The 19,612-nt window shown below is 65.7% G+C and carries 27 protein-coding genes; 14 read left to right on the top strand and 13 right to left on the bottom strand.

Annotation, left to right across the window (positions count from 1 at the left end; all coding sequences use genetic code 11):
* Positions 1-170 precede the first annotated feature (170 nt).
* Both ACQR2C_RS12780 and ACQR2C_RS12775 read left to right on the top strand, forming a co-directional pair.
* Positions 171-668: a hypothetical protein gene (locus tag ACQR2C_RS12780; protein ID WP_316217496.1), complete on the top strand. Its 498-nt coding sequence runs from the start codon at positions 171-173 to the stop codon at positions 666-668.
* A gap of 15 nt (positions 669-683) precedes the next feature.
* On the top strand, positions 684-1,166 hold the full coding sequence (locus ACQR2C_RS12775) for a hypothetical protein (protein WP_316217497.1): 483 nt from the start codon (positions 684-686) through the stop codon (positions 1,164-1,166).
* On the opposite strand, the gene ACQR2C_RS12770 is transcribed toward ACQR2C_RS12775, so the two are convergent.
* Positions 1,141-1,770, bottom strand: a complete 630-nt coding sequence (locus ACQR2C_RS12770) for a TetR/AcrR family transcriptional regulator (protein WP_434881269.1) — start codon at positions 1,768-1,770, stop codon at positions 1,141-1,143. The two genes, ACQR2C_RS12775 and ACQR2C_RS12770, sit on opposite strands and share 26 nt — an antisense overlap.
* A 96-nt stretch (positions 1,771-1,866) precedes the next feature.
* Between ACQR2C_RS12770 and ACQR2C_RS12765 the strand changes: the two genes are divergently transcribed.
* Entirely contained in the window at positions 1,867-2,655 is a 789-nt protein-coding gene (locus tag ACQR2C_RS12765) for a crotonase/enoyl-CoA hydratase family protein (RefSeq protein WP_434881268.1), read from the top strand.
* On the opposite strand, the gene ACQR2C_RS12760 is transcribed toward ACQR2C_RS12765, so the two are convergent.
* From ACQR2C_RS12760 to ACQR2C_RS12750, 3 genes are read right to left on the bottom strand one after another with little or no spacing between them, the layout of a single operon-like run.
* Complete coding sequence (locus ACQR2C_RS12760; protein ID WP_434881267.1) at positions 2,652-3,347, bottom strand: glutathione S-transferase family protein; 696 nt, start codon at positions 3,345-3,347, stop codon at positions 2,652-2,654. The genes ACQR2C_RS12765 and ACQR2C_RS12760 overlap by 4 nt on opposite strands.
* Before the next feature lie 30 nt (positions 3,348-3,377).
* On the bottom strand, positions 3,378-3,617 hold the full coding sequence (locus tag ACQR2C_RS12755; RefSeq protein WP_316177581.1) for a hypothetical protein: 240 nt from the start codon (positions 3,615-3,617) through the stop codon (positions 3,378-3,380).
* Positions 3,618-3,624: 7 nt separating this feature from the next.
* Positions 3,625-4,386, bottom strand: a complete 762-nt coding sequence (locus tag ACQR2C_RS12750) for a sulfite exporter TauE/SafE family protein (protein WP_434881266.1) — start codon at positions 4,384-4,386, stop codon at positions 3,625-3,627.
* 90 nt (positions 4,387-4,476) lie between these two features.
* Here ACQR2C_RS12750 and ACQR2C_RS12745 point away from each other — a divergent pair, with 90 nt between their 5' ends.
* The 4 genes from ACQR2C_RS12745 (at position 4,477) to uvrB (ending at position 9,634) form a co-directional block, all read left to right on the top strand.
* Positions 4,477-5,400 (top strand): LysR substrate-binding domain-containing protein, encoded by a 924-nt coding sequence (locus ACQR2C_RS12745; protein ID WP_315803292.1) that lies wholly within the window; start codon positions 4,477-4,479, stop codon positions 5,398-5,400.
* 66 nt (positions 5,401-5,466) lie between these two features.
* A complete protein-coding gene (locus tag ACQR2C_RS12740; RefSeq protein WP_315803493.1) occupies positions 5,467-5,679 on the top strand; it encodes a hypothetical protein in 213 nt (70 codons plus the stop codon).
* 203 nt (positions 5,680-5,882) lie between these two features.
* Positions 5,883-6,065 carry a hypothetical protein gene (locus ACQR2C_RS12735; protein WP_315714095.1) on the top strand — a complete coding sequence of 61 codons (183 nt, stop codon included), beginning with the start codon at positions 5,883-5,885 and terminating at the stop codon, positions 6,063-6,065.
* 164 nt (positions 6,066-6,229) lie between these two features.
* Positions 6,230-9,634 carry an excinuclease ABC subunit UvrB gene (uvrB, locus tag ACQR2C_RS12730; RefSeq protein WP_434881265.1) on the top strand — a complete coding sequence of 1,135 codons (3,405 nt, stop codon included), beginning with the start codon at positions 6,230-6,232 and terminating at the stop codon, positions 9,632-9,634.
* Positions 9,635-9,713: 79 nt separating this feature from the next.
* On the opposite strand, the gene ACQR2C_RS12725 is transcribed toward uvrB, so the two are convergent.
* The 5 genes from ACQR2C_RS12725 to ACQR2C_RS12705 all read right to left on the bottom strand — a co-directional run bounded on the left by ACQR2C_RS12725 (position 9,714) and on the right by ACQR2C_RS12705 (position 12,979).
* Positions 9,714-10,316 (bottom strand): hypothetical protein, encoded by a 603-nt coding sequence (locus ACQR2C_RS12725; RefSeq protein WP_434881264.1) that lies wholly within the window; start codon positions 10,314-10,316, stop codon positions 9,714-9,716.
* A gap of 26 nt (positions 10,317-10,342) precedes the next feature.
* Positions 10,343-10,936: a papain-like cysteine protease family protein gene (locus tag ACQR2C_RS12720; RefSeq protein WP_434881263.1), complete on the bottom strand. Its 594-nt coding sequence runs from the start codon at positions 10,934-10,936 to the stop codon at positions 10,343-10,345.
* Between the two features lie 344 nt (positions 10,937-11,280).
* Positions 11,281-11,454: a hypothetical protein gene (locus ACQR2C_RS12715; RefSeq protein ID WP_316217505.1), complete on the bottom strand. Its 174-nt coding sequence runs from the start codon at positions 11,452-11,454 to the stop codon at positions 11,281-11,283.
* A gap of 757 nt (positions 11,455-12,211) precedes the next feature.
* Positions 12,212-12,604, bottom strand: a complete 393-nt coding sequence (locus ACQR2C_RS12710; protein ID WP_434881262.1) for a hypothetical protein — start codon at positions 12,602-12,604, stop codon at positions 12,212-12,214.
* 153 nt (positions 12,605-12,757) lie between these two features.
* Positions 12,758-12,979: a hypothetical protein gene (locus ACQR2C_RS12705; RefSeq protein ID WP_315714380.1), complete on the bottom strand. Its 222-nt coding sequence runs from the start codon at positions 12,977-12,979 to the stop codon at positions 12,758-12,760.
* Positions 12,980-13,307: 328 nt separating this feature from the next.
* Here ACQR2C_RS12705 and ACQR2C_RS12700 point away from each other — a divergent pair, with 328 nt between their 5' ends.
* The 6 genes from ACQR2C_RS12700 to ACQR2C_RS12675 all read left to right on the top strand — a co-directional run bounded on the left by ACQR2C_RS12700 (position 13,308) and on the right by ACQR2C_RS12675 (position 16,708).
* Positions 13,308-13,754 (top strand): nuclear transport factor 2 family protein, encoded by a 447-nt coding sequence (locus tag ACQR2C_RS12700; protein ID WP_316217508.1) that lies wholly within the window; start codon positions 13,308-13,310, stop codon positions 13,752-13,754.
* 134 nt (positions 13,755-13,888) lie between these two features.
* Positions 13,889-14,155, top strand: coding sequence for a hypothetical protein (locus ACQR2C_RS12695; RefSeq protein WP_315803283.1), 267 nt, complete (start codon positions 13,889-13,891; stop codon positions 14,153-14,155).
* A 192-nt stretch (positions 14,156-14,347) separates the two neighbouring features.
* The gene (locus ACQR2C_RS12690) at positions 14,348-14,788 is read left to right on the top strand and encodes a nuclear transport factor 2 family protein (protein WP_316217510.1); all 441 of its coding nucleotides are present in this window, start codon (positions 14,348-14,350) and stop codon (positions 14,786-14,788) included.
* 130 nt (positions 14,789-14,918) lie between these two features.
* Positions 14,919-15,848 (top strand): hypothetical protein, encoded by a 930-nt coding sequence (locus ACQR2C_RS12685; RefSeq protein ID WP_434881261.1) that lies wholly within the window; start codon positions 14,919-14,921, stop codon positions 15,846-15,848.
* A 151-nt stretch (positions 15,849-15,999) separates the two neighbouring features.
* Complete coding sequence (locus ACQR2C_RS12680) at positions 16,000-16,413, top strand: hypothetical protein (protein ID WP_434881260.1); 414 nt, start codon at positions 16,000-16,002, stop codon at positions 16,411-16,413.
* Between the two features lie 157 nt (positions 16,414-16,570).
* Positions 16,571-16,708, top strand: a complete 138-nt coding sequence (locus tag ACQR2C_RS12675; protein WP_434881259.1) for a hypothetical protein — start codon at positions 16,571-16,573, stop codon at positions 16,706-16,708.
* Positions 16,709-16,764: 56 nt separating this feature from the next.
* On the opposite strand, the gene ACQR2C_RS12670 is transcribed toward ACQR2C_RS12675, so the two are convergent.
* The 3 genes from ACQR2C_RS12670 to ACQR2C_RS12660 form a co-directional block, all read right to left on the bottom strand.
* A complete protein-coding gene (locus ACQR2C_RS12670; RefSeq protein ID WP_315714401.1) occupies positions 16,765-16,914 on the bottom strand; it encodes a hypothetical protein in 150 nt (49 codons plus the stop codon).
* Between the two features lie 109 nt (positions 16,915-17,023).
* Positions 17,024-17,503 (bottom strand): MaoC family dehydratase, encoded by a 480-nt coding sequence (locus ACQR2C_RS12665; RefSeq protein WP_434847890.1) that lies wholly within the window; start codon positions 17,501-17,503, stop codon positions 17,024-17,026.
* Positions 17,503-17,964, bottom strand: coding sequence for a MaoC family dehydratase (locus ACQR2C_RS12660; protein WP_315803278.1), 462 nt, complete (start codon positions 17,962-17,964; stop codon positions 17,503-17,505). The genes ACQR2C_RS12665 and ACQR2C_RS12660 overlap by 1 nt, the downstream gene beginning before the upstream one ends.
* Positions 17,965-18,185: 221 nt before the next feature.
* On the opposite strand from ACQR2C_RS12660, the gene ACQR2C_RS12655 reads away from it, so the two are divergent.
* Entirely contained in the window at positions 18,186-18,476 is a 291-nt protein-coding gene (locus tag ACQR2C_RS12655; protein WP_315714083.1) for a DUF4282 domain-containing protein, read from the top strand.
* 14 nt (positions 18,477-18,490) lie between these two features.
* Here the strand turns inward: ACQR2C_RS12655 and ychF are convergent, their stop codons facing one another.
* On the bottom strand, positions 18,491-19,588 hold the full coding sequence (gene ychF / locus ACQR2C_RS12650) for a redox-regulated ATPase YchF (RefSeq protein WP_315803277.1): 1,098 nt from the start codon (positions 19,586-19,588) through the stop codon (positions 18,491-18,493).
* Positions 19,589-19,612 lie beyond the last annotated feature (24 nt).

Raw genomic sequence — 19,612 nt, 5'->3', positions numbered from 1 at the left:
TGCGATTCATTGGCGCCGCAGGTGCGGCATTCTTGGCTGCGTTCGCTGGTGTGAGTTGGGCGGTCAGGGGGTTTCCGCTTCCGGATGGACCGTGGCGGGGCATGATGCAGACAGCTTCGATTGAAGCCGCATCAAATCTCGCTGCGCCGACGCCCGGGACCGTGGCGGTCGTGGCTCCCCTCTCCCCGACGGTCGACAGGACCTTCGGCGGCCCAGAATCGAAGGAGTTCGAGCGCAAGGCGTGGCTCGCGCAGCACACCTCGCAGAGCGACAAGAATCCCAAGCTGGACGTTTTACGCATGGACGCGTTGCAGGCCGCGACGGCCTACAAGCTGTCGCCCTGCGACACAACCATGAAGCAGAACCTGGTCGACGCACTGACGGCCTACACGCGGGCCTATGTTGCCAAGCTGGACTGCAAGCGGCAGTTCTGGGGCGCGAAAATCTGCACCGACAAATCGCTTCGGGAGGCGGCCGACAGCGTCGGCACGCCGCTCGATCAGCGCGTGAAGGAGGCGTTGTTCGAAGCCTTCGAGGAGAAGGGCATCACCAAGGCGGACTTTCCGGCTGATGTGCGCGAGGAGGTCCCGCACTTCGCCGGACCCGCTTTCTGGTCCGACGAGTCGGCGGTGTGCCGGACGAGGCAGGCGCAACGGGACCGGCGATAGCAAACGGGCGCTGCCATGAACCGGCTGATCTTCATCATTGCGGCCATCGTCGTCTGGCAGGTCGGCGGACGGCTGTTCCTGACAGACGCGCCGACCACGGCGGCGTTTCCGCCCGTCACCGGCGCGGAGTTTCAGGACCACGAGAAATACACCGAGGACGCCCGGCGCTCGCAGCGCGAAGACGCGCTGAAGTCGCTCGACCTCGCCTGGAGCGACCGCTGCGGCGCCAAGCGCGACAACTTCATCAGCGGTCTCAACCACTACTACTATCATCGGCAGAACCAGAGCGAGCGCTACCCCGAGACCTATGGTCCGGCCGGCGCCGCCTATATCGCCGGCGTATGGACGACCGCCGAGGATCGAAGGATCGAACGGCTCACGCAGGAAGCCTACGCCGCCGGCTACATCAAGCCATCCGATTTCGACGGCATGGCGAGCCAGATGGTCGCCACGGTCGTCCGCGGCGAACAGGTCAGGGGACGCGGCTGCGCCGGCTGAGGGTTGCGCGCGACGCGGACCGCTTGCCCTTCGGCAGGGCCGCGGCGACCAGCGTCCGTGCCGCCGCGCCCGCGGTTTCCATGTAGCTGGGGTCGCGATGCAGCAGCACGACGGCGAACGCGCCGTCGAGCAGCAGCAGCATCTGGCGGGCGAGCACGCCCGCTTCGGCAATTCCCTGCTCTGCGAAGATCGCCTGCAGCCAGGCCTCGAACTTCTTCTTGTGGGCGGCGCCGATCCTGATGGCGGGATGGCCGGGCAGATTGGCGAGCTCCGCGGTGGTGCGCAGGAAGCCGCAGCCGCGCCATTTCGGATGCCGCGCGGCGCGCGCGAGCTGGTTGAAGATCCCGGCGATCTTGTCGGGCAGCGCACCGTCCGTCTCGTCGAACCAGCGCTTGAACAGCGCCAGGTTCGGCTGGTCGCGCGCGGCGAGATAGGCCGCGACGAGATCGTCCTTGCTGCGGAAATGATAGTACAGCGTCTTCTTGGTGACCCCGGCCTTCTCCGCCACCGCATCGACGCTGACGGCGCGGATGCCCTCGGCATAGAACAGCCGGCTCGCGGCGGCGACGATGCGGGCGGGCGTGGGATCGGAGGAACGGGGCATGGCGGCGCTCGGTCAATGTATACTGACCAGTGAATATACCTCGGCGGCCGCGGCGCCTAGTCTCCGCCTGCTCCACCCTTCAGCCTGCGAGACGCCATGACCGACCTCATCCTGCTCGACATCTCCGACCGCATCGCACTGATCACGCTGAACCGGCCGCAGCGGCTGAACGCGCTCAGCTACGCGCTGATCGATCGATTGATGGCCGCGCTCGACCGCATCGAGACCGATGCCGGCGTCAGGGCCGTGATCCTCACCGGCGCCGGGCAACGCGCCTTCTCAGCCGGCGCCGACATCGACGAATTCACCGCGAGCGTCCGCCAGGGGCGTGCCGCGGCGCTGCGCGACTTCGTCCGGCGCGGCCAGGCGATGACGGCGCGGCTTGAGGCGTTCCGCAAGCCGGTCATCGCGGCGGTCAACGGGCTCGCCTTCGGCGGCGGCTGCGAGATCACCGAGGCGGTGCATCTTGCGGTGGCGAGCGAGCGCGCCAGCTTCGCCAAGCCCGAGATCAGGCTCGGCATGCCGCCGACCTTCGGCGGCACGCAGCGGCTGCCGCGGCTGGTCGGCCGCAAGCGCGGCCTCGAACTGCTGCTGACCGGCGACGCCTTCCCGGCGCAGCGCGCGCTGGAGATCGGCCTCGTCAACGCCGTCGTGCCGCACGACGGGCTGTTGCCGGCGGCGCGGGCGCTGGCACAGCGCATCATCCGCCATGGGCCGGACACGGTCGGGAGCATCGTCACCGCCGCGACGCGCGGGCTCAACATGACGATCGGCGAAGGGCTGCAGGTCGAGGGCGAGCAGTTCGCCGGCCTGGTCGGCAGCCGCGATCTCGCCGACGGGCTGGCGGCCTGGCGCGAGCGCCGGCCGCGGCGGCTCCCTAGCTAGACCGGGTGGCCGGGCGACTTGCGCGCCAGCCCGTCGAACGCATCGAGCAGCCGCTCGCGCCAGGCATGGACGCTGTCGCTCTCCTCGAGCAGCCGGAACGGGCTCACCACGCGCGCCCATTGGAAGCCGCCGAACACGATGTAGTCGGCATAATCGGGCGCAGCGCCGCCGATGAAGGCCTGCGTCTTCAAGGTCTGGCGCAGCGGCTCCAACGACCTGCGGAAGCCGATGACGGCCTGGTCGCGCGCGGCCATGACCTCTTCGAGGCTCTTGCCGAACCGCGCCTCGCGCGATTTGCGGAAGTAGTCGGCATCCGCGGCGGCGAGGTTCTTCGGGATGTCGGCGATGATCAGCGGGAAGATGCCGCCGACGATGGCGATGTCGCCCCAGGCATTCATGAAGCGCGCCATCGCGCGGCCGCCGGCGCCGCCGAACAGCGACGGCCGGTCCGGATAGCTGTCCTCGAGGTAGTTGGCGATCGCCCAGGAATCGGCCACCGCGCGGTCGCCGTCGAGCATGACCGGCACCTTCTCCGAGCCATGCGGGGCGATCGCGCTCTTCTCGGTGAAGCGCCACGGAATCGTATCCGCGCTCAGCCCCTTGTGCGCCAGCGCCATCCGCGTGCGCCAGCAGTACGGGCTGAACGGGCGGCCCGCATCGGTCCCGACGAGTTCATACAGCTTCACGGCCATTCCCGGTCCTTCCTCCACGTCCGGACCGTTCTAGCGCACCACGCGGCCGTTGTCGCGCAGCAGCTGCGCGCCGGCGTCGGTGACGACGATGAAGATGCCGACGCCCGCGATCGCCTCGCGCGTGACATAGCCGAGATCGGCGGCATCTTCCCACACCGTCAGCCGCGGGCAGCTCGTCCGCCACGTCGCCACCACCTCGGCGTGGCGGCGCGGCGCGCGCGCGATCCACTCGACGAAGTCCAGCACCAGGGGATCTGCCGATACGGCCATGCTCGCCTTACTCCGCCGCCGCGCTCTGCGCGGCCAGCAGCAGCCAGCCGCCATAGAGGATGTAATAGCTCGCCACCGCCGTGATGATGCGGGTGGCCCAAATGCGGAACTGCTGCTCGCTCATCGCCTCCAGGAGCCGCCGCGCCAGGCTGGTGCCGAGCATCGACGCCGCCACCGCAACGAGCGCGAGCACCGGATCGAGGCCCGCGGCCTGGTCGATGATGCCGCCGAAATAGATCAGCTTGGTGAGATGACTCGCGACCTGGCACGTCGCCTTGGTGGCGACGATCGCGCGGCGGTCGAACCGCGCGCCGAGAAAGAACGTGTCGAGCAGCGGCCCGGACACGCCGGTCATCAGCATCAGCCCCATGCAGATCGTGCCGTAGATCGCGCCCTGCCAGACACTGTCCGGATCGGGCTTCAGGCCGGGCGGCATCAGCCGCGCCATGAACGGCGTGATGCCGAGCAGCAGCAGCGCCATCGGCGTGTCCGGCACGTAGCGGATCAGCGACCACAGGCCGAGCGCCAGCGCGCAGCCGACGAGATACACCGCGACCGGCCGCCAGCGGATGTGCCGGCGCCACAGCACCGCGCGCCAGCCGTTCGACGCCATCTGCGTCGCCGCGTGCAGCACCATCGCCGCCGGCAGCGGCATGATCGCCAGCAGCACGCCGATCAGGATCAGCCCGCCCGCCATGCCGAACAGGCCCGACAGGAACGCCGTCGCCACCATCAGCAATCCGAGCGCTGCAATCAGGGCGGGTGTCATGGCTGAGCTCCTCGCCATGCAATTTGTCGCACTGGCGATATCGGCACAAACCGAGTTATCTTGCCCTCCATCAGTTTTCCTGAGGGCGCGATGAGACGGCTGCTGTTCCTCAACGGCATCAAGGCGTTCGAGGCGGCGGCGCGCACCGGCAGCTTCGCCGCGGCAGGCAGCGAGCTCAACGTCTCCGCGGCTGCGATCAGCCGCATGGTCAACCTGCTCGAGCAGCGGCTCGGCGTGGTGCTGTTCGAGCGCAAGGCCAACCGGCTGGCGCTGACCGCCGCCGGCCGCGCCTATCAGAGCGGGCTGACGCCGATCTTCGACGCGCTGTCGAGCCTGACCGCGCAGATCATGGCGCCGTCGTCGATGCGGGTGCTGACGCTCGGCGTCGGGCCGACCTTCGCGATGAAATGGCTGATCCCGCGGCTCGCCGATTTCAGCACCGAGCAGCCGGACATCGAGGTCCGCATCACCACCGGCGGAGCGGCGGTGCCGTTCGGCGACGATTGGAGCTGCGGCATCAAGCTCGGCGACGGCGCCTGGCCGGGCCTCGTCGCCGAGCCGCTGTTCGCCGCCGATCTCGTGCCGGTGTGCACGCCGCGGCTCGCCGCGACCTTGAAGAAGCCGGCGGATCTCAAGGGACCGAGCCTGCTGCGGGTGTCGCACGCCGCCGAGGACTGGGCGCTGTGGCTGAAGGCCGCGGGCATCACGCGCGTCAGCGCGCGCGGCACTGAGTTCCAGTACTATGGACATGCGCTGCAGGCCGCAATCGACGGTCTCGGCGTCGCCATGGGCATCCGGCCCTATATCGACGACGATCTCGCCGCGGGACGCCTGGTTGCACCGTTCGCACTGACCGTCCCGAAAGGCGAGCGCTGGTATCTTGTCTACCGACATTTCCAGGCCGGCCAACGTGATTTCGCCGCGTTCCGGCGCTGGATCATGCGCGCGGCGTCACAGCCCGCGACCCGGAATTCTCAACGCAGGGACGCGATCAAAAAAGACGCGGACGTGTGAACCTGTTCACAAATGATCGGACCAATTCATGCTGTCGTTGCCGTTCGGGACATCCAGGACTGCGCAATGACGTATTTGTACGAGGACTTCGCCATCGAGCCGTTCGAAGCAGGACGCGGCTTGTGGCACGCGCGGATCCGCCGCGCGGACATGACCCCGGTGGTGATCAATGGCGTTTCGTTCCCCTCGCTCGAAGTCGGCTTCGCCTGGTCCGATGCGGACATGGCGATTGCCGACGCGAAAAGCCATATCGACCGCTTTCGCAAGCGGTGGGGCTGACACCTGCAAACCGATTCGGCGCACTTTGAGGCACGCGACGGAGGATATCGACCGAACCCCGGGAAAAGACGGATAGCGCGACGTGGAACAATCTCCGAGAGTGAAGTCCCCGAGAGTCCACCCGCGCGGCCAGACGGTTCCAAGCCAACATTCCAAACGCCAATTCGAAATGCCGAGTGTATTCGTAATGCGGACTGCAATTCATGGCTGAGCCTGCCGTCAAACACCTCGCTTTTTCGGTGCGTACGCGATGCCCGGACTGCGATGCAGAGCTGAGCGTCCTGAGCGTCATCAACGGCCGCGGCGGTTCCGAGTACTGGGCCCTGCAATGCGTCGCCTGCCACGGCGTGCATCTCGACATCGTCGAGCAGCCGACCCGGCATTGACCATCGGCACGGCGTCGCGGGAACGCCATCGCGCTCATTGAACGCGCGTGGTCGTCCGCGCGCATGCGCATCGCGGCGTCCTGCTGCCACCATGCTGTCAGCAGGGCTGGAGGGGGCGCCCGATCACTCTTTCAAGTCGGCCTCATCCGTCCCATATTCGGGCGATGGCGAAGACCCCCGACACCCCCAAGAAGCCCGGCCGAACTCCGAAATCGAAAGCGCACCGGCCCGACGTGCAGCCGATCGGGCCCGCGCTCGCCGAGCTGCTCAATCCCGCCATCAACCGCGGCGAGAGCGGCATCGGTTCCTCAACGGGACTGCAGCCTCCGCCGGACAATTCCTGGGACCGCCGCAGCGGCGGCGAGGCCGCCGCGCATCGCGCGCGGGCGTCGACCAAGGGCAGGAGCGCGGATGTCGCGACCGGCGACGCGTCGGCGCGGCCCATGCCGCTGCGGCCGAATCCGCAGCCGGCGGGGGAGCGGTCGTCCGTCCGTGACACGTCACGAGCTTCAGCCCAGCAGGACGCTGCGCTCCCTCCCCCCTTGTGGGGGAGGGCTGGGGAGGGGGGTGCCCCAAGCAACACTGCCCGTGAATCCACCCCCGCCTCCTCCCCGCAAGGGGGAGAGGAGGAGAGCGTGGCAGCGCGACCTGCGCCGCCTCCCGCGCTGGCTGACGACTCAGACGCAGCTCGTGCCGGAGTACCCCCCTCCCCACCCCTCCCCCACAAGGGGGGAGGGAGCGCCGCGGCGCAAGCGGACGCGCCCTCTGACAACACTGGCGCTTCCGGCCTCGCCGAAGCGCCGCAGGCCAATTACGGCACCGCCGCCACCATCCCGACGCTCGATCCGGAACTGGCGCGGCAGCTCGGCCTGCCCACCGCCGAGGACGACGAGGAAGCGCTCGCCCGTCCGCCGCGCAGCAAGATGGAGGCGCTCGGCGTCAAGGCCACGGCGGAAGCGCTGGAGTCGCTGATCCGCGAGGGCCGTCCCGAGTTCCGCAAGGACGACGGGTCGCTCAAGATATGGACGCCGCATCGTCCGCCGCGCCCGGAGAAGTCGGAAGGCGGCGTCCGCTTCGAGATCAAGTCCGCCTACGAGCCCAAGGGCGACCAGCCGCAGGCGATCAAGGAATTGGTCGAGGGCATCCAGCGCAACGACCGCACCCAGGTGCTGCTCGGCGTCACCGGCTCCGGCAAGACCTACACCATGGCGAAGGTGATCGAGGCGACGCAGCGCCCGGCCATCATCCTGGCGCCGAACAAGACGCTGGCCGCGCAGCTCTATGGCGAGTTCAAGAGCTTCTTTCCCGACAACGCGGTCGAGTACTTCGTCTCCTATTACGACTACTACCAGCCCGAGGCCTACGTCCCGCGCACCGACACCTATATCGAGAAGGATTCCTCGATCAACGAGCAGATCGACCGCATGCGCCATTCCGCGACGCGCGCGCTGCTCGAGCGCGACGACGTCATCATCGTCGCCTCGGTGTCCTGCATCTACGGTATCGGCTCGGTCGAGACCTACACCGCGATGACCTTCGCGCTGAAGAAGGGCGAGCGCATCGACCAGCGCCAGCTGATTGCCGACCTGGTCGCACTGCAATACAAGCGCACGCAACATGACTTCACCCGCGGCACCTTCCGCGTCCGCGGCGACGTCATCGACATCTTCCCGGCGCACTATGAGGACCGCGCCTGGCGCGTGAACCTGTTCGGCGACACCGTCGAGAATATCGAGGAGTTCGATCCGCTCACCGGCCACAAGCAGGACGAGCTGGAGTTCATCAAGGTCTACGCCAATTCGCACTATGTGACGCCGCGCCCGACCCTGGTGCAGGCGATGAAGTCGATCAAGTCCGAGCTGAAGGTGCGGCTCGACCAGTTGCACGCGCAGGGCCGCCTGCTCGAGGCGCAGCGGCTGGAGCAGCGCACCACCTTCGACTTGGAGATGATGGAGGCCACGGGGAGCTGCGCCGGCATCGAGAACTACTCGCGCTATCTGACCGGACGCCTGCCCGGCGAGCCGCCGCCGACCCTGTTCGAATACGTCCCCGACAACGCGCTGGTGTTCGCCGACGAGAGCCACGTCACGGTGCCGCAGATCGGCGGCATGTTCCGCGGTGACTTCCGCCGCAAGGCGACCCTGGCCGAATACGGCTTCCGCCTGCCGTCCTGCATGGACAACCGCCCGCTGCGGTTCGAGGAGTGGGACATGATGCGGCCGCAGACCGTGGCGGTGTCGGCGACCCCCGGCGGCTGGGAGCTGAACGAGGCCGGCGGCGTGTTCGTCGAGCAGGTCATCCGCCCCACGGGCCTGATCGATCCGCCGGTCAACATCCGCCCTGCCCGCACCCAGGTCGACGATCTCCTCGGCGAGGTCCGCGCCACCGCGCAGGCGGGCTATCGCTCGCTGATCACGGTGCTGACCAAGCGCATGGCCGAAGACCTCACCGAATATCTGCACGAGCAGGGCATCCGCGTCCGCTACATGCACAGTGACATCGACACCATCGAGCGCATCGAGATCATCCGCGATCTCCGCCTCGGCGCGTTCGACGCGCTGGTCGGCATCAACCTGCTGCGCGAGGGCCTCGACATTCCCGAATGCGCGCTGGTCGCCATCCTCGACGCCGACAAGGAAGGTTTTCTGCGCAGCGAGACCTCGCTGATCCAGACCATCGGCCGCGCCGCGCGCAACGTCGACGGCAAGGTGATCCTCTACGCCGACCAGATGACCGGCTCGATGGAGCGCGCCATCGCCGAGACCAACCGCCGCCGCGAGAAGCAGGTCGAGTACAACACCATCAATGGCATCACGCCTGAGAGCGTCAAGAAGTCGATCGGCGACATCCTCAACTCGGTGTACGAGCGCGACCACGTGCTGATCGAGACCGGCGGCGGCACCACCACCGACGACGTCATCTCGATCGGGCACAATTTCGAGGCCGTCCTGGCCGACCTCGAAACCCGCATGCGCGAAGCCGCCGCCGACCTGAACTTCGAGGAAGCGGCCCGCCTCCGCGACGAGGTCAAGCGCCTCCGCGCCACAGAGCTCGCCGTCGTCGACGACCCCACCGCCAAGCAGCGCACCGTCCAGGGCAAGGCCGGCGCCTACGCCGGCACCAAGAAATACGGCGACGCCGCCAATTTGCCGACGGCGGCCTTGAAGGGCCGGGGTGGCTCCAGCCGCAGTTCATCAAGCCGCGCCGGCGGTCCCTCCGTTCCCTCCCCCCTCGTGGGGGAGGGTCAGGGAGGGGGGCCCGCGAGTCGCGGCGGTCGTGGCGGCGCAAAGTCTCGCGACCACGATCCACTGCTGCCCTCGGTCGACGAGATCACCGGCGGCGCCTCACGCAGCACCAGCTCCAAAGTCCACAAGCCCCATCTCGACGAGATGCACGGCCCGGAATCCCTGCCCTACCGCCCCAACGCCAAGCTGCCGGCAAAGCCGTTCGGCAGCAGCAGCAAGATCATCCAGCCGACCAACTCCCGCGAGTCCGGCCCCGAATTCGGCCCGGCCCCACGCTCGACCGGCGGCGCGCCGGGGAAGCGGGGCGGGTGGAAGAAGCGGTGAACACAAACCTTACGGAAAGCCACACTGATTAAACGAGATCATCAAATCATGCGCGACTATTGAGTCGACCGCAACAATTCTAGAAACCGCGTCGATGAGGAGAAGACGGGACGGCGATAGCGAAGCGATCTTGTGCCGCTTCTTTCAGTCGATCGAGGAAATGCGGATCATCTTCTATACTTCTGCCATCTATGCTTGGCTCGATTTTGCCTTCTGCTATTGGAAAGAAAATATCCTCAAACCCGCGAGCCTCATGTAGCCATAGTGCCGTCACATACATTGCAGGCACCTCCAGCGCTCTGACCTCATACTCTTTACTCGAGGATTCATACTCCCGCTTCACTATCTCCGTCGCTTTGAAAAAGCGCTCGGCCACAGGTCCGCGAATAAGCGCTGAGAGATTTGGAGGAGCTTTATCGGCTCGGACATCAGCCAAGGCTATGCCGCCTGCCCAAACGATCGGATATCGCCACGCCGTGGGATCGCTCTTGTGCAGAAAATCAGATTTTAGTGCGTCTGCTGGACTAATCAGAAAAAGCGGGATCGCACCTTTGTTATGAACTTTCTTGGCGCCGCCGAGCGTAGAACTGCTGCTTCGAGGGCCCCTGGACAACAAATGCGGGAGAGCGGCGTTCACCGCAGCCACCCCGCCAGACGGACCAAGACGACTGACAATAGTCATATCGGGAGTCCCTTTTTACGATCCCATTACGCCGAAAGCGGAGCGTCCGCGACAGGGCCGCCGGCCACGGGGCTAGGAGTTGCAGAAGTAAAATACGTATGCGTCCATGTGTCTCCGGGAGAACGGTAAGACGAGCAAAAATCGTTGTATGCGATTTGAACGAAGCCGTAAAATGGATCGTGAACCTCCACATACTCCAGGCCCGTACCATCCCGGGACCATCCGCCCACTCCGACAAAGTGGGCGCCAAAGCCGCCGGCCCACTGTATCCGGCAACCTAATGGCCGATCAGCATTCATTTCGCTCACGAGGTCCGCGAAGGATATGTCGGAGAGAATGAGACCGGCAAAGTGACCAACGCGAGTGAGCGCGCGGTCCAGGTACCACGCCCGATTGCATGCACCGCTCGCATCCACCCCACAGCAATCCAAAGGTGCCAGTTCACCTGAAGCAACTTCGCATTGTGTCCGATTGACCGCACCGTAGAAGATGGCGACGCTCGCGCTCACGGCAGCCCAGCACCAGAACTCTTGTTCCTGCATCTGAACCGCGAAGCCACTCAATGATTTCGAACCAGCGCCTCCACCGGTGGATCCCGACGATACCGTCTGCATAGACATCCGTTAGTCCTTCGCCAGTATTCATTCCTGAAAATCAATAGGACGTGGGTGCATCAGACCGACGCTGTCATCTCAGAACAGCCTCGGCGGCCCTTTACAACTTCAAACGTCCGAAATCTATCATAGATTGTAGATTTTTAAAATCAAACTATCCGAGTAGTCGGGGGGGGGGGGGAGAGGCGCCTAACTGTTGAGGCGATTTCCTCGCCGTGACCGACGAAGCCTTACATTGTAGATATAGGCGAGGATTTCAGTCGGCAGACCGCTTGCCGCCAGTGGCCATAACGCCAGCAAGACGGTTGCCCTCGCGAGAAGGCTGCAGAGGGCTGCTCGGCACGAGGCAATCACTTCAGCGACACTCCGCCCTCAAATCGAGACAGCGATTTTTTCATTGGCCTCAGGATGCCGAGCGGTCCTGAGGCAACCGAACCAGCTCCGCCAGATAACCGGCCTGACAAGCGAAAGACCCAGCGCTTATTCCGAAAAATAAAAACATATTGCGTTTTATCGGAAATCATGATTATCTCCGCGCATCCCGCCTCACCGCAGAGGGGCGTAGCGCGCGATCGTCACGACACGCGAGGTGGGGATGCGATGGCCGCGATCAAGTCGCAGCGTGTCTTCGGATGCGCCGACGAACGGCTTGGCACGGACGTGAAGTCGCAGCGTCCTGATACCCCGACGCTGGTATCAACCTGGCGCAATGCTAGCGCATTGCGCTGGGGATGGTGGCCAACAAGCCCGGCGCACCAGGGAGACTGCGTATAAGCGTGAAGACCGTCGCGCAGGGAATGCCGGTTGAATCGGCTTTGCCTGTGGTACCTGCCGCCTGCACTTTTTTCGCAGGCGGGCCATGGGTGAGGCCTTCACCCGGCATTCCCTGCGCCCTCTGCATGATTTGCGAGGGACGTGTTCGATGCATCACTCGGGCGAATCTCGCCGCGAGATCACGTCCTCATGTCTTCAACTCGATCGCTGTTTGAATCGTAAATCCGCCAAACCCACCGCTGTCGTCCCGGACAAGCCGTGACGCGCGCCAGCGCGTCGCGGCGCCGATCCGGGATCCATACGCCGCGGCGGACGTGATGGGCAAAATGCCCATGACCAATTTGCCTCAAACCGCTCCCTGGGGGTATGGGTCCCGGCGTTCGCCGGGACGACGATGGAGTTGGTTGAGACAGACACCCGCCATCCTCGCCGACGTGTCGGACGAGCCGCGGCGCACACGAGCGCTGCGCCGAAGCTGACGCCATGCTTCGCGGGACGGCGCCCGCCTCACCCCATCGCCAGCACCGCGACCGACAGCAGCGCCAGCATCACCGTCGAGCTCAGCAGCTGCAGCGATCCCTCCGGCTTGATACGCCAGCGCAGCACATTGTCGGCGAGGCCGAGCGTCGCCTCGTAGAACTCCGCCGCGTAGGCCTGCCTGAGCATGCGCTGAAAGCGCGGGCCTGCCGCCGAGGTCATGAGCACGTGGATGATGGTCGCGCTCGCGACGAAGCCGATGATCCCCGGCCGCAGCGCGGTGCTGTGCGCGAGCTTGAGGATCAGCGCGGCGCCGGCGTAGGTCGGAATGGCCTGGAACAGCGCGGTCAGCGCCATGCCTTCGAGCAAATTGAGCAGCGCCGCCTTCGGCGCGGAGGTGCTGGGGGAGGCGACGGTGAGCATGGCCTGGACATCCGGTTGCGGCGGCCCTCGTCGAGGACCAGACCGCTCCCGTCTAGCCGCCACGTCCGGCGCGGACCGTGAGACCTGTCAGGCGGGGCACCGTCTCCGGGCCGAGGCGGAGGCACGCCGCAGACGAGCGGCGCGCCGCATCGACTAGGTCCGGCCCTGCCCGTTGACCTGGCCCTGCTGCTGCTGACGCTCCTGCTCCTTGGCGCGGTGACGGCCGTAGAGACAGCCGGCGGCGGCGCCGAGCACGCCGTGATGACCGGCATAATGGCCGGCGACGCCGCCGACGATGGCGCCCTTGATGCACCCCTTGGCCTCGGCGGCCTGCGTCGACAGCAGGGCCAGCGCTGCGACCGAGGCGGCCAGCATGGTCTTCGTGATCGACATCGTCATGATCGAGCTCCGCTTGGATTGGTGCGGGGTAACGGCGACGCCGCGGGCCGGTTCCCGGCTCGCAACCGGCATGACGCGTTGCGCGAACCTTGTCGCGCGCGGTGATGACCCAGAAGCTGAGAGATCAGCTGGATGAGCTGAGAGACGCCCCCCAGACATGATCGTGACGCGATCACCCGCCAAGCTTCCGTTCACCGTACCGGCGCATAGAGCTGGCCGACGGTTACACAGGTGGTTGACGGCCGCGCGCCGGCATCTCCAGAACGACATCGCCGACGCGGGTAGTCCCGTCAGTGGAGACAGGATGATCGAGCACATCAACAAGCAGCGTGTGCGCAGGCTGCTCGAGGCCCATGCCGCCGGTGATTTCGACAGCGTGCTGGCGCATTGCACCGACGACCTCGAGCACTTCGCGTCCGCGCCGATCGACATCTTTCCCCATCTCGGCGGCCGCCGGGGCAAGGCCGAGGTGCGGCAGATGTGGGAGACCGCGCGCAGCCGCTATGCCGACGTCCGGCATGAGATCAAGACCATGATCTGCGAAGGCGACCAGGTCGCCGTGGATCTGCGCATCTTCCTGCGCAAGCGCGACAACGACCGCATCGTGCAGTACGACCTCGCGGCGTTCTATACGCTGCGCGACGGCCGCGTCGCCCGCATCCGCGAGATCATGGACACCTACGACCTGGTGCAGCAGGTGCTCGAATGCGATCTCAGCCGGCTGCTGATCGCGGGTGCCGCCCGGCCCTGAGGCCGGCACGGCCGTCGCGGACTAGCGCCCGGACCGGCCGATCACGCAAACGTCACCGACGGCGGCCTCATTGCCTTGAACCTGTGGCCCCGGCTCCGCACCCCATCAGCGGTGGTATACGGGGCATTGGTGACATGAGAATAGCATTCCTGGCGATGGCCGGACTGGTGATGGGCGTCGTCGGCGGCGCGACGATCGGCATCGGGCTGGGGCTGGCCTGGATCGAGCTGTTCAACACCAGCGAATTCGAAGGCTATGCGGGCATGCTGGTGTTCTTCACCTTCATGCCGCTCGGCGCCCTGATCGGCGGTCTCGCCGGCGCCACCCTGTTCGGCCTGGCCGCCTTCCGAGAGCACGAGGTCGCGATCGCGCAGCAGCGGTTGCAGCACGAAGGACGCTGAGGGCCCCGGCGCCCGCGCGCGGGACCGGTAGCGGCGCGCATTTGTGCAATGCAAAAACAACCGTTGCGCGCGCAGGTGGTTGATTTATGTGAGGCGTAAGAGAGATAGATTCGGCGCCCCGGCGCGACGTCGTTTCGACGTCGCCTCAAGGCCGGCGCGCCCCCTCGCAAGCCAGTTCAGGATCCCGACCCGATGACGGAGCACAGCCTCTGGCGTCTGTCGCGCGCATTGCATGGCGCGATCAACGACCGCCATTTCGACGATTTCGCCGCGCTTCTCGACGACGACATCGACTGGGCCATCTACGGCCCGATCGACATGTTTCCCTTCCTCGGCGCCCGGCACGGCCGCGCCGCCGTGCTCGACGCCGTCAGGCAGATCGCCGACCATGTGAGCATCCGGCGGCTCGAGCGCGAGACCCTGATGCTGGACGAGACCAGCGCGGCGACCATGGTCCGCTGCGCGATGACAGCGCAGGATTCCGACAAGCCGATCACGGCGCGGCTCGCGCAATTCATGCAATTCCGCGCCGGCAAGCTCGCCCGGCTGCGGATCCTGATCGATACGTTCGACCTGGTCGAGCAGACGCTCGGCCGCCCGATCGACCTGCCGCGCATCGGCAGCTTCGCCTGAGCCGCCCTGCCTGTTGGATTGTGGTCACAGTCACCGGCAACCCAACACATCGTGACTGGCGCAGCCATAATTTTGCGCCAAGATTCCACCATATTCCGGCACACAGGTTCGGGCGGCGGGGGTTGCTCTCATGACATCGTATGGTTGCGCGCTGGCGGTTTTCACGGCCGGCTTCGGGCTTCTTGCGTCCGCCGCCGATGCGCAGACGCTGATGCAGGCGCCGCAGCCGCTGCAGATCGCGCCGTGGCAGCAGATCGCGCCGGAGCCCGAGGACGAGGACAAGTCCGAGGACCAGGTGGCGGCAGCCGACCCGATGCAGGACATCGACGTCGAGAAGCTCGACTGGAGCCAGCTCGCGATCGACGACACCACCTTCCTCGACCGTCCCGAGGCCGCTGCCGCGGCGAAGCGCAAGGCCGCCGCCGAGACGGCCGCCGCGCTCGACTGGTCGAACCAGAACAAGGGCAGCCTTGCCTCGGGCGTGTCGGTCAAGCAGTCGGTGTCGCCGTTCTGGGACGCCCGCGTCGGCGCCGACATGACGGTCGCGCGGCAGCCGACGACGATGTCGGAATTGCTGGCGGAGAAGGCCGAGAACGGCGGCAATGCTCCGGAGTCCGGCGGCTCGGCCTGGGCGGCCGTCACCGCGCCGGGCGCCGGCGCGATCTGGGACAAGACCGCCATCGAGGCCCGCGTCGATCCCGGCTCGGATCAGAGCCGGCTCGGCACCACCATCACCAAGGCGGTGCCGATCGATCATTACAATCTGACCCTGCAGAACGGCTACAACGTCACCCAGCAGGGCATGGTGCCGATTCCCGGCGCGGCGCCGAAGACCAGCCGCAGCTTCGACACCGAGCAATCCGCCAGGCTCTCGATCGGCGACACCGGCACCAGCGTCACCGCCGGACAGACCTTGTCGTCGGGCGACGACAAATGGCTGCGCAAGGTCGGCGCCGAGCAGAAGCTGTCGGATGGTCTCAGCGTCTCCGGCTCGGTCAGCGAGACCGCGCAGGGCGGCACCAGCAAGAGCATCTCGGCCGGCTTCAAGCGGAGCTGGTGACGTTCACGATTGCGGCAACCCGCCACGAATGATCGAACCATCGCCGCAGCTTCGCCGCGGTGCGGCCCAATTTGGCCGCACTGATAGGCTTTGAGAAGTTCGTCGTGCGGGGACACCGCGCTCGCTTGAACGCGAAATGAGGAATTAGCCGATGAATGTCATTCGTCCGGACAAGATCGAAGGAACTGAAGCCGAGCTGGATACGGATCTGGCCGCGGTCTCCGAAGTCGAGGCCGGCATTCGTGATTTCGTCCGTAACGATATCGCCTATCTGCGCCGCCCCAATGCGGCCGCCACGGCCGAGGCCTCGATCGACGCCGATGCAGCGGTGAACAGCGTCACCACGCTGATCCAGCGCGTCGCCGGCACCTCGCTGTCGGAGATCGAGAACCTGATCGGGGAGCTCGAGAGCCTGCGCGAGCTGCTGCATGCCGAGGGCCAGCGGGTGCAGCGCGAGATCGCGAGCTATGCGCAGCTCAGCCAGGCGGCGATGAAGTCGACCCGGGCCATCGCCGAGAACGTGACGCAGTGGAAGCGCGCCGCCGACGGCCTGCGCAGCAGCTGATCGTTCTTTCCGGAGCTTGAAGCGGACCGCCGTGCGAGCCATCGCGCGGCGGTTTTCGTCTTTGCAGCGCCACGTCCTTAAACGCGCCGCGGCCCTCCCGCGACCAACTCCCGCCGCTCTCGTGGCGGGCAGCTTGCGTCAGGGGGATGTCGCTTTCATGGAAACGATCCGGCCAGACAACACCGATCCGATTCCCCTGAGGCCTGAGCCTCATCGGATCGGGATCATCATGGTCCGCTTCGTCGGATTGCTGCTGGTGGCCATGGCGGTCATGGTGCTCATCTGGAGCCGCTAGACCGCCTCTGCGAACAGGACCGCCCGGTCCGTTCTGGTTAACGAGTAGTTAAGCCGTCACTCGTTGATCGTCGCAGACGTCTCGAGCGAATACGAGCCGTCGGCATAGCCCTTCACGACCATCCCCGTCGCAAGCATCACCGCGAGCGTCACGCTGGCAAAGATAAAGCCGAGGAGTTTCAGACCACCGCGATCTGCCATACTCATCCCCCACATCCTGATCCCTGATTGGCTGTCTTATAGAGTCCGAGTTCAGAATGCGTTAGCGCGAACTTCGTTCCGTGCCGACAATCCTACGAAGCGTGACCTTTTCGCCTCAACCGTTGTTCCGCCTCGGGACAAAGGCCGACGCAAGCACCGAGAACACCAGCTCGCCGCGCTGATTGATGCCGGTGTTGCGCGCTTGCAGGATGCCCCATTCGGGGCGCGAGGCCGACTCGCGAAGCGAATCAATCTCGCTCGAGAAGCTGATCGTATCGCCTGCAAGCACCGGCTTGTGCCAGCGCAGCTCACGAAAGCCGGGAGAAGGACCTCCGAGAACGACCGGCTCGCCGCGCGAGCGCGCGATCTCCAGGAGACGCTGGTTGTCTGCGACGATCAGCTTCATGCAGACGGAGCCGACGTGCCATCCCGATGCCGCGAGCCCGCCGAACAGCGATCGGCGCCCCTCTTCCTCGTCGAGGTGAAAGCGTTGCGGATCGAATTGAACGGCGAAGCGCTTAATCTCATCGGCCGTGAACGTGTAGGAGCCGAGCTCGCGGCGCTGGCCAACCTGAAGATCCTCGAAGAAGCGCATCAGCCCACCTGCTCGCGGCTCTCGCGGCGCTCGACGATGATCGGAGAGACCATCTCGCAAAGTCTCAAGCCCGCCTCGTTGCGCACGCTGCACTTGAAGGTGACGATCCCCGTCGACGGCCGGCTCCGCGACACCCGCGCTTCCAGAACCTCCACATCGAGCATCAGCTCATCGTCAGGACGCAACGGCGACAACCACCTGACCTCGTTGACGCCCGGCGAGCCGAGCGAGGCGGTGCGGCCGATGAAGCCGTCGAACATCATGCGCATCATCAGCGAGCAGAGGTGCCAGCCCGAGCCGGACAGGCCCTTGAGCATCGACTGCGAGGCGGCCAGTTCGTCCAGATGCATCGGCTGCGGATCAAACTCAGACGCGAAGGCGATGATCTCATCGCGGGTGACGTGTCGCGGGCCGAAGCTGCCGAACGGGCCTTGCGGAAAATCTTCGAAGGTGAGGGTCATGAGGTTGGGAATGGCTGAAAGAAGCCCGATTGTGGCCGCACTTTGCAGCAATCACAACCGGGCCGCTCGCATGGCTGACGCCCGGTCCAGTCGCAAGAGAGTGCCAGAAGGCGCCATATACCGGAATGAATTCGGCTGCCGCCGATGCCGTCTGGCGCGCAATTCGAGCACGACTTAAAGACGGATTTGACGACCGATTCGGACGTGGCCGGGGGATCAGGATGTTGGAATTTCGCGATTTGTTCCAGTGGGACCGCTTCATCACGCCCACCATTATCAAGACGTTCTATTGGCTCGTGATTGCGCTGATCATCCTGTCGGGAATTCGCGGCATTTTCACGGGCCTCTCCGAAATGGCGATCAGCCCGTTCGGCGGTTTTCTGATGCTGCTGTCGTCGCTCGCCGGCATCATCGTCGGCATGGTGTTCTCGCGCATCATCGCCGAGTTCGTGCTGATCGTCTTCCGCATCAACGAGCACCTCGGCGCAATCCGCGAACAGGGGCGGATGTAGCCGCCCATGCGGCCTTAGTTGTTGAAGCGGAAGTGCATCACGTCGCCATCGGCGACGACATACTCCTTGCCTTCGAGGCGCAGCTTACCGCCCTCGCGCGCGCCAGCCTCACCGCCGAGCGCGACATAGTCGGCATAGGCAATGGTCTCAGCGCGGATGAAGCCTTTCTCGAAGTCGGTGTGAATGACGCCAGCCGCCGCCGGCGCCTTGGTGCCGCGGTGAATGGTCCAGGCGCGCGCTTCCTTCGGACCGACGGTAAAGTAGGTGATCAGGTCGAGCAGCTGATAGCCGGCGCGGATGAGCCGATCGAGACCAGCCTCTTCGAGCCCGAGCGTCTCCAGGAAATCCACCCGCTCCTCGCGCGACAGCGTCGCGATCTCGGATTCGATCTTGGCCGAGATCACGACCGCGACCGCCCCCTCTTCCTTGGCGCGCGCGAACACCGCCTGTGAGAAACTGTTGCCGTCCTTGGCCGAGCCTTCCTCGACATTGCAGACGTAGAGCACGGGCTTGGAGGTGAGCAGTCCGAGCATGCCGAAGGCGCGCTCCTCCTCGGGCTTGCGCTCCAGCAGCCGCGCCGGCTTGCCGTCGCGCAGCAGCACGAGAGCACGGGTAACGAGCTCGTACTGCTCCTTGGCGTCCTTGTCGCCGCCCTTTGCCTTCTTGGAGAGGTTGTCGACCCGCTTCTCGAGGCTGTCGAGATCGGACAGCATCAGTTCGGTCTCGATGGTCTCGATGTCGGCGAGCGGGGCGATCTTGCCCTCGACGTGGGTGATGTCGGAATCCTCGAAGCAGCGCACCACATGGGCGATCGCATCGACCTCGCGGATGTTGGCAAGAAACTGGTTGCCGAGGCCCTCCCCCTTGGAGGCACCGCGCACGAGGCCTGCAATGTCCACGAACGTGAGCCGCGTCGGAATGATCTGGCCGGACTTGGCGATCGCCGCGAGCTTCTCGAGCCGCGGATCGGGCACAGCGACCTCGCCGACATTCGGCTCGATGGTGCAGAACGGATAGTTCGCCGCCTGCGCGGCCGCCGTCTCCGTCAGCGCGTTGAACAGCGTCGACTTGCCGACGTTGGGCAACCCGACGATCCCGCATTTGAATCCCATGACCCGTCCCGCATCCTTTTGGAC

The organism is Bradyrhizobium sp. HKCCYLRH3061 (assembly GCF_051168015.1).
GTDB lineage: Bacteria > Pseudomonadota > Alphaproteobacteria > Rhizobiales > Xanthobacteraceae > Bradyrhizobium.
Note: the sequence above shows the minus strand (reverse complement) of the source record. Positions and strands in the feature narration are given on the sequence as shown.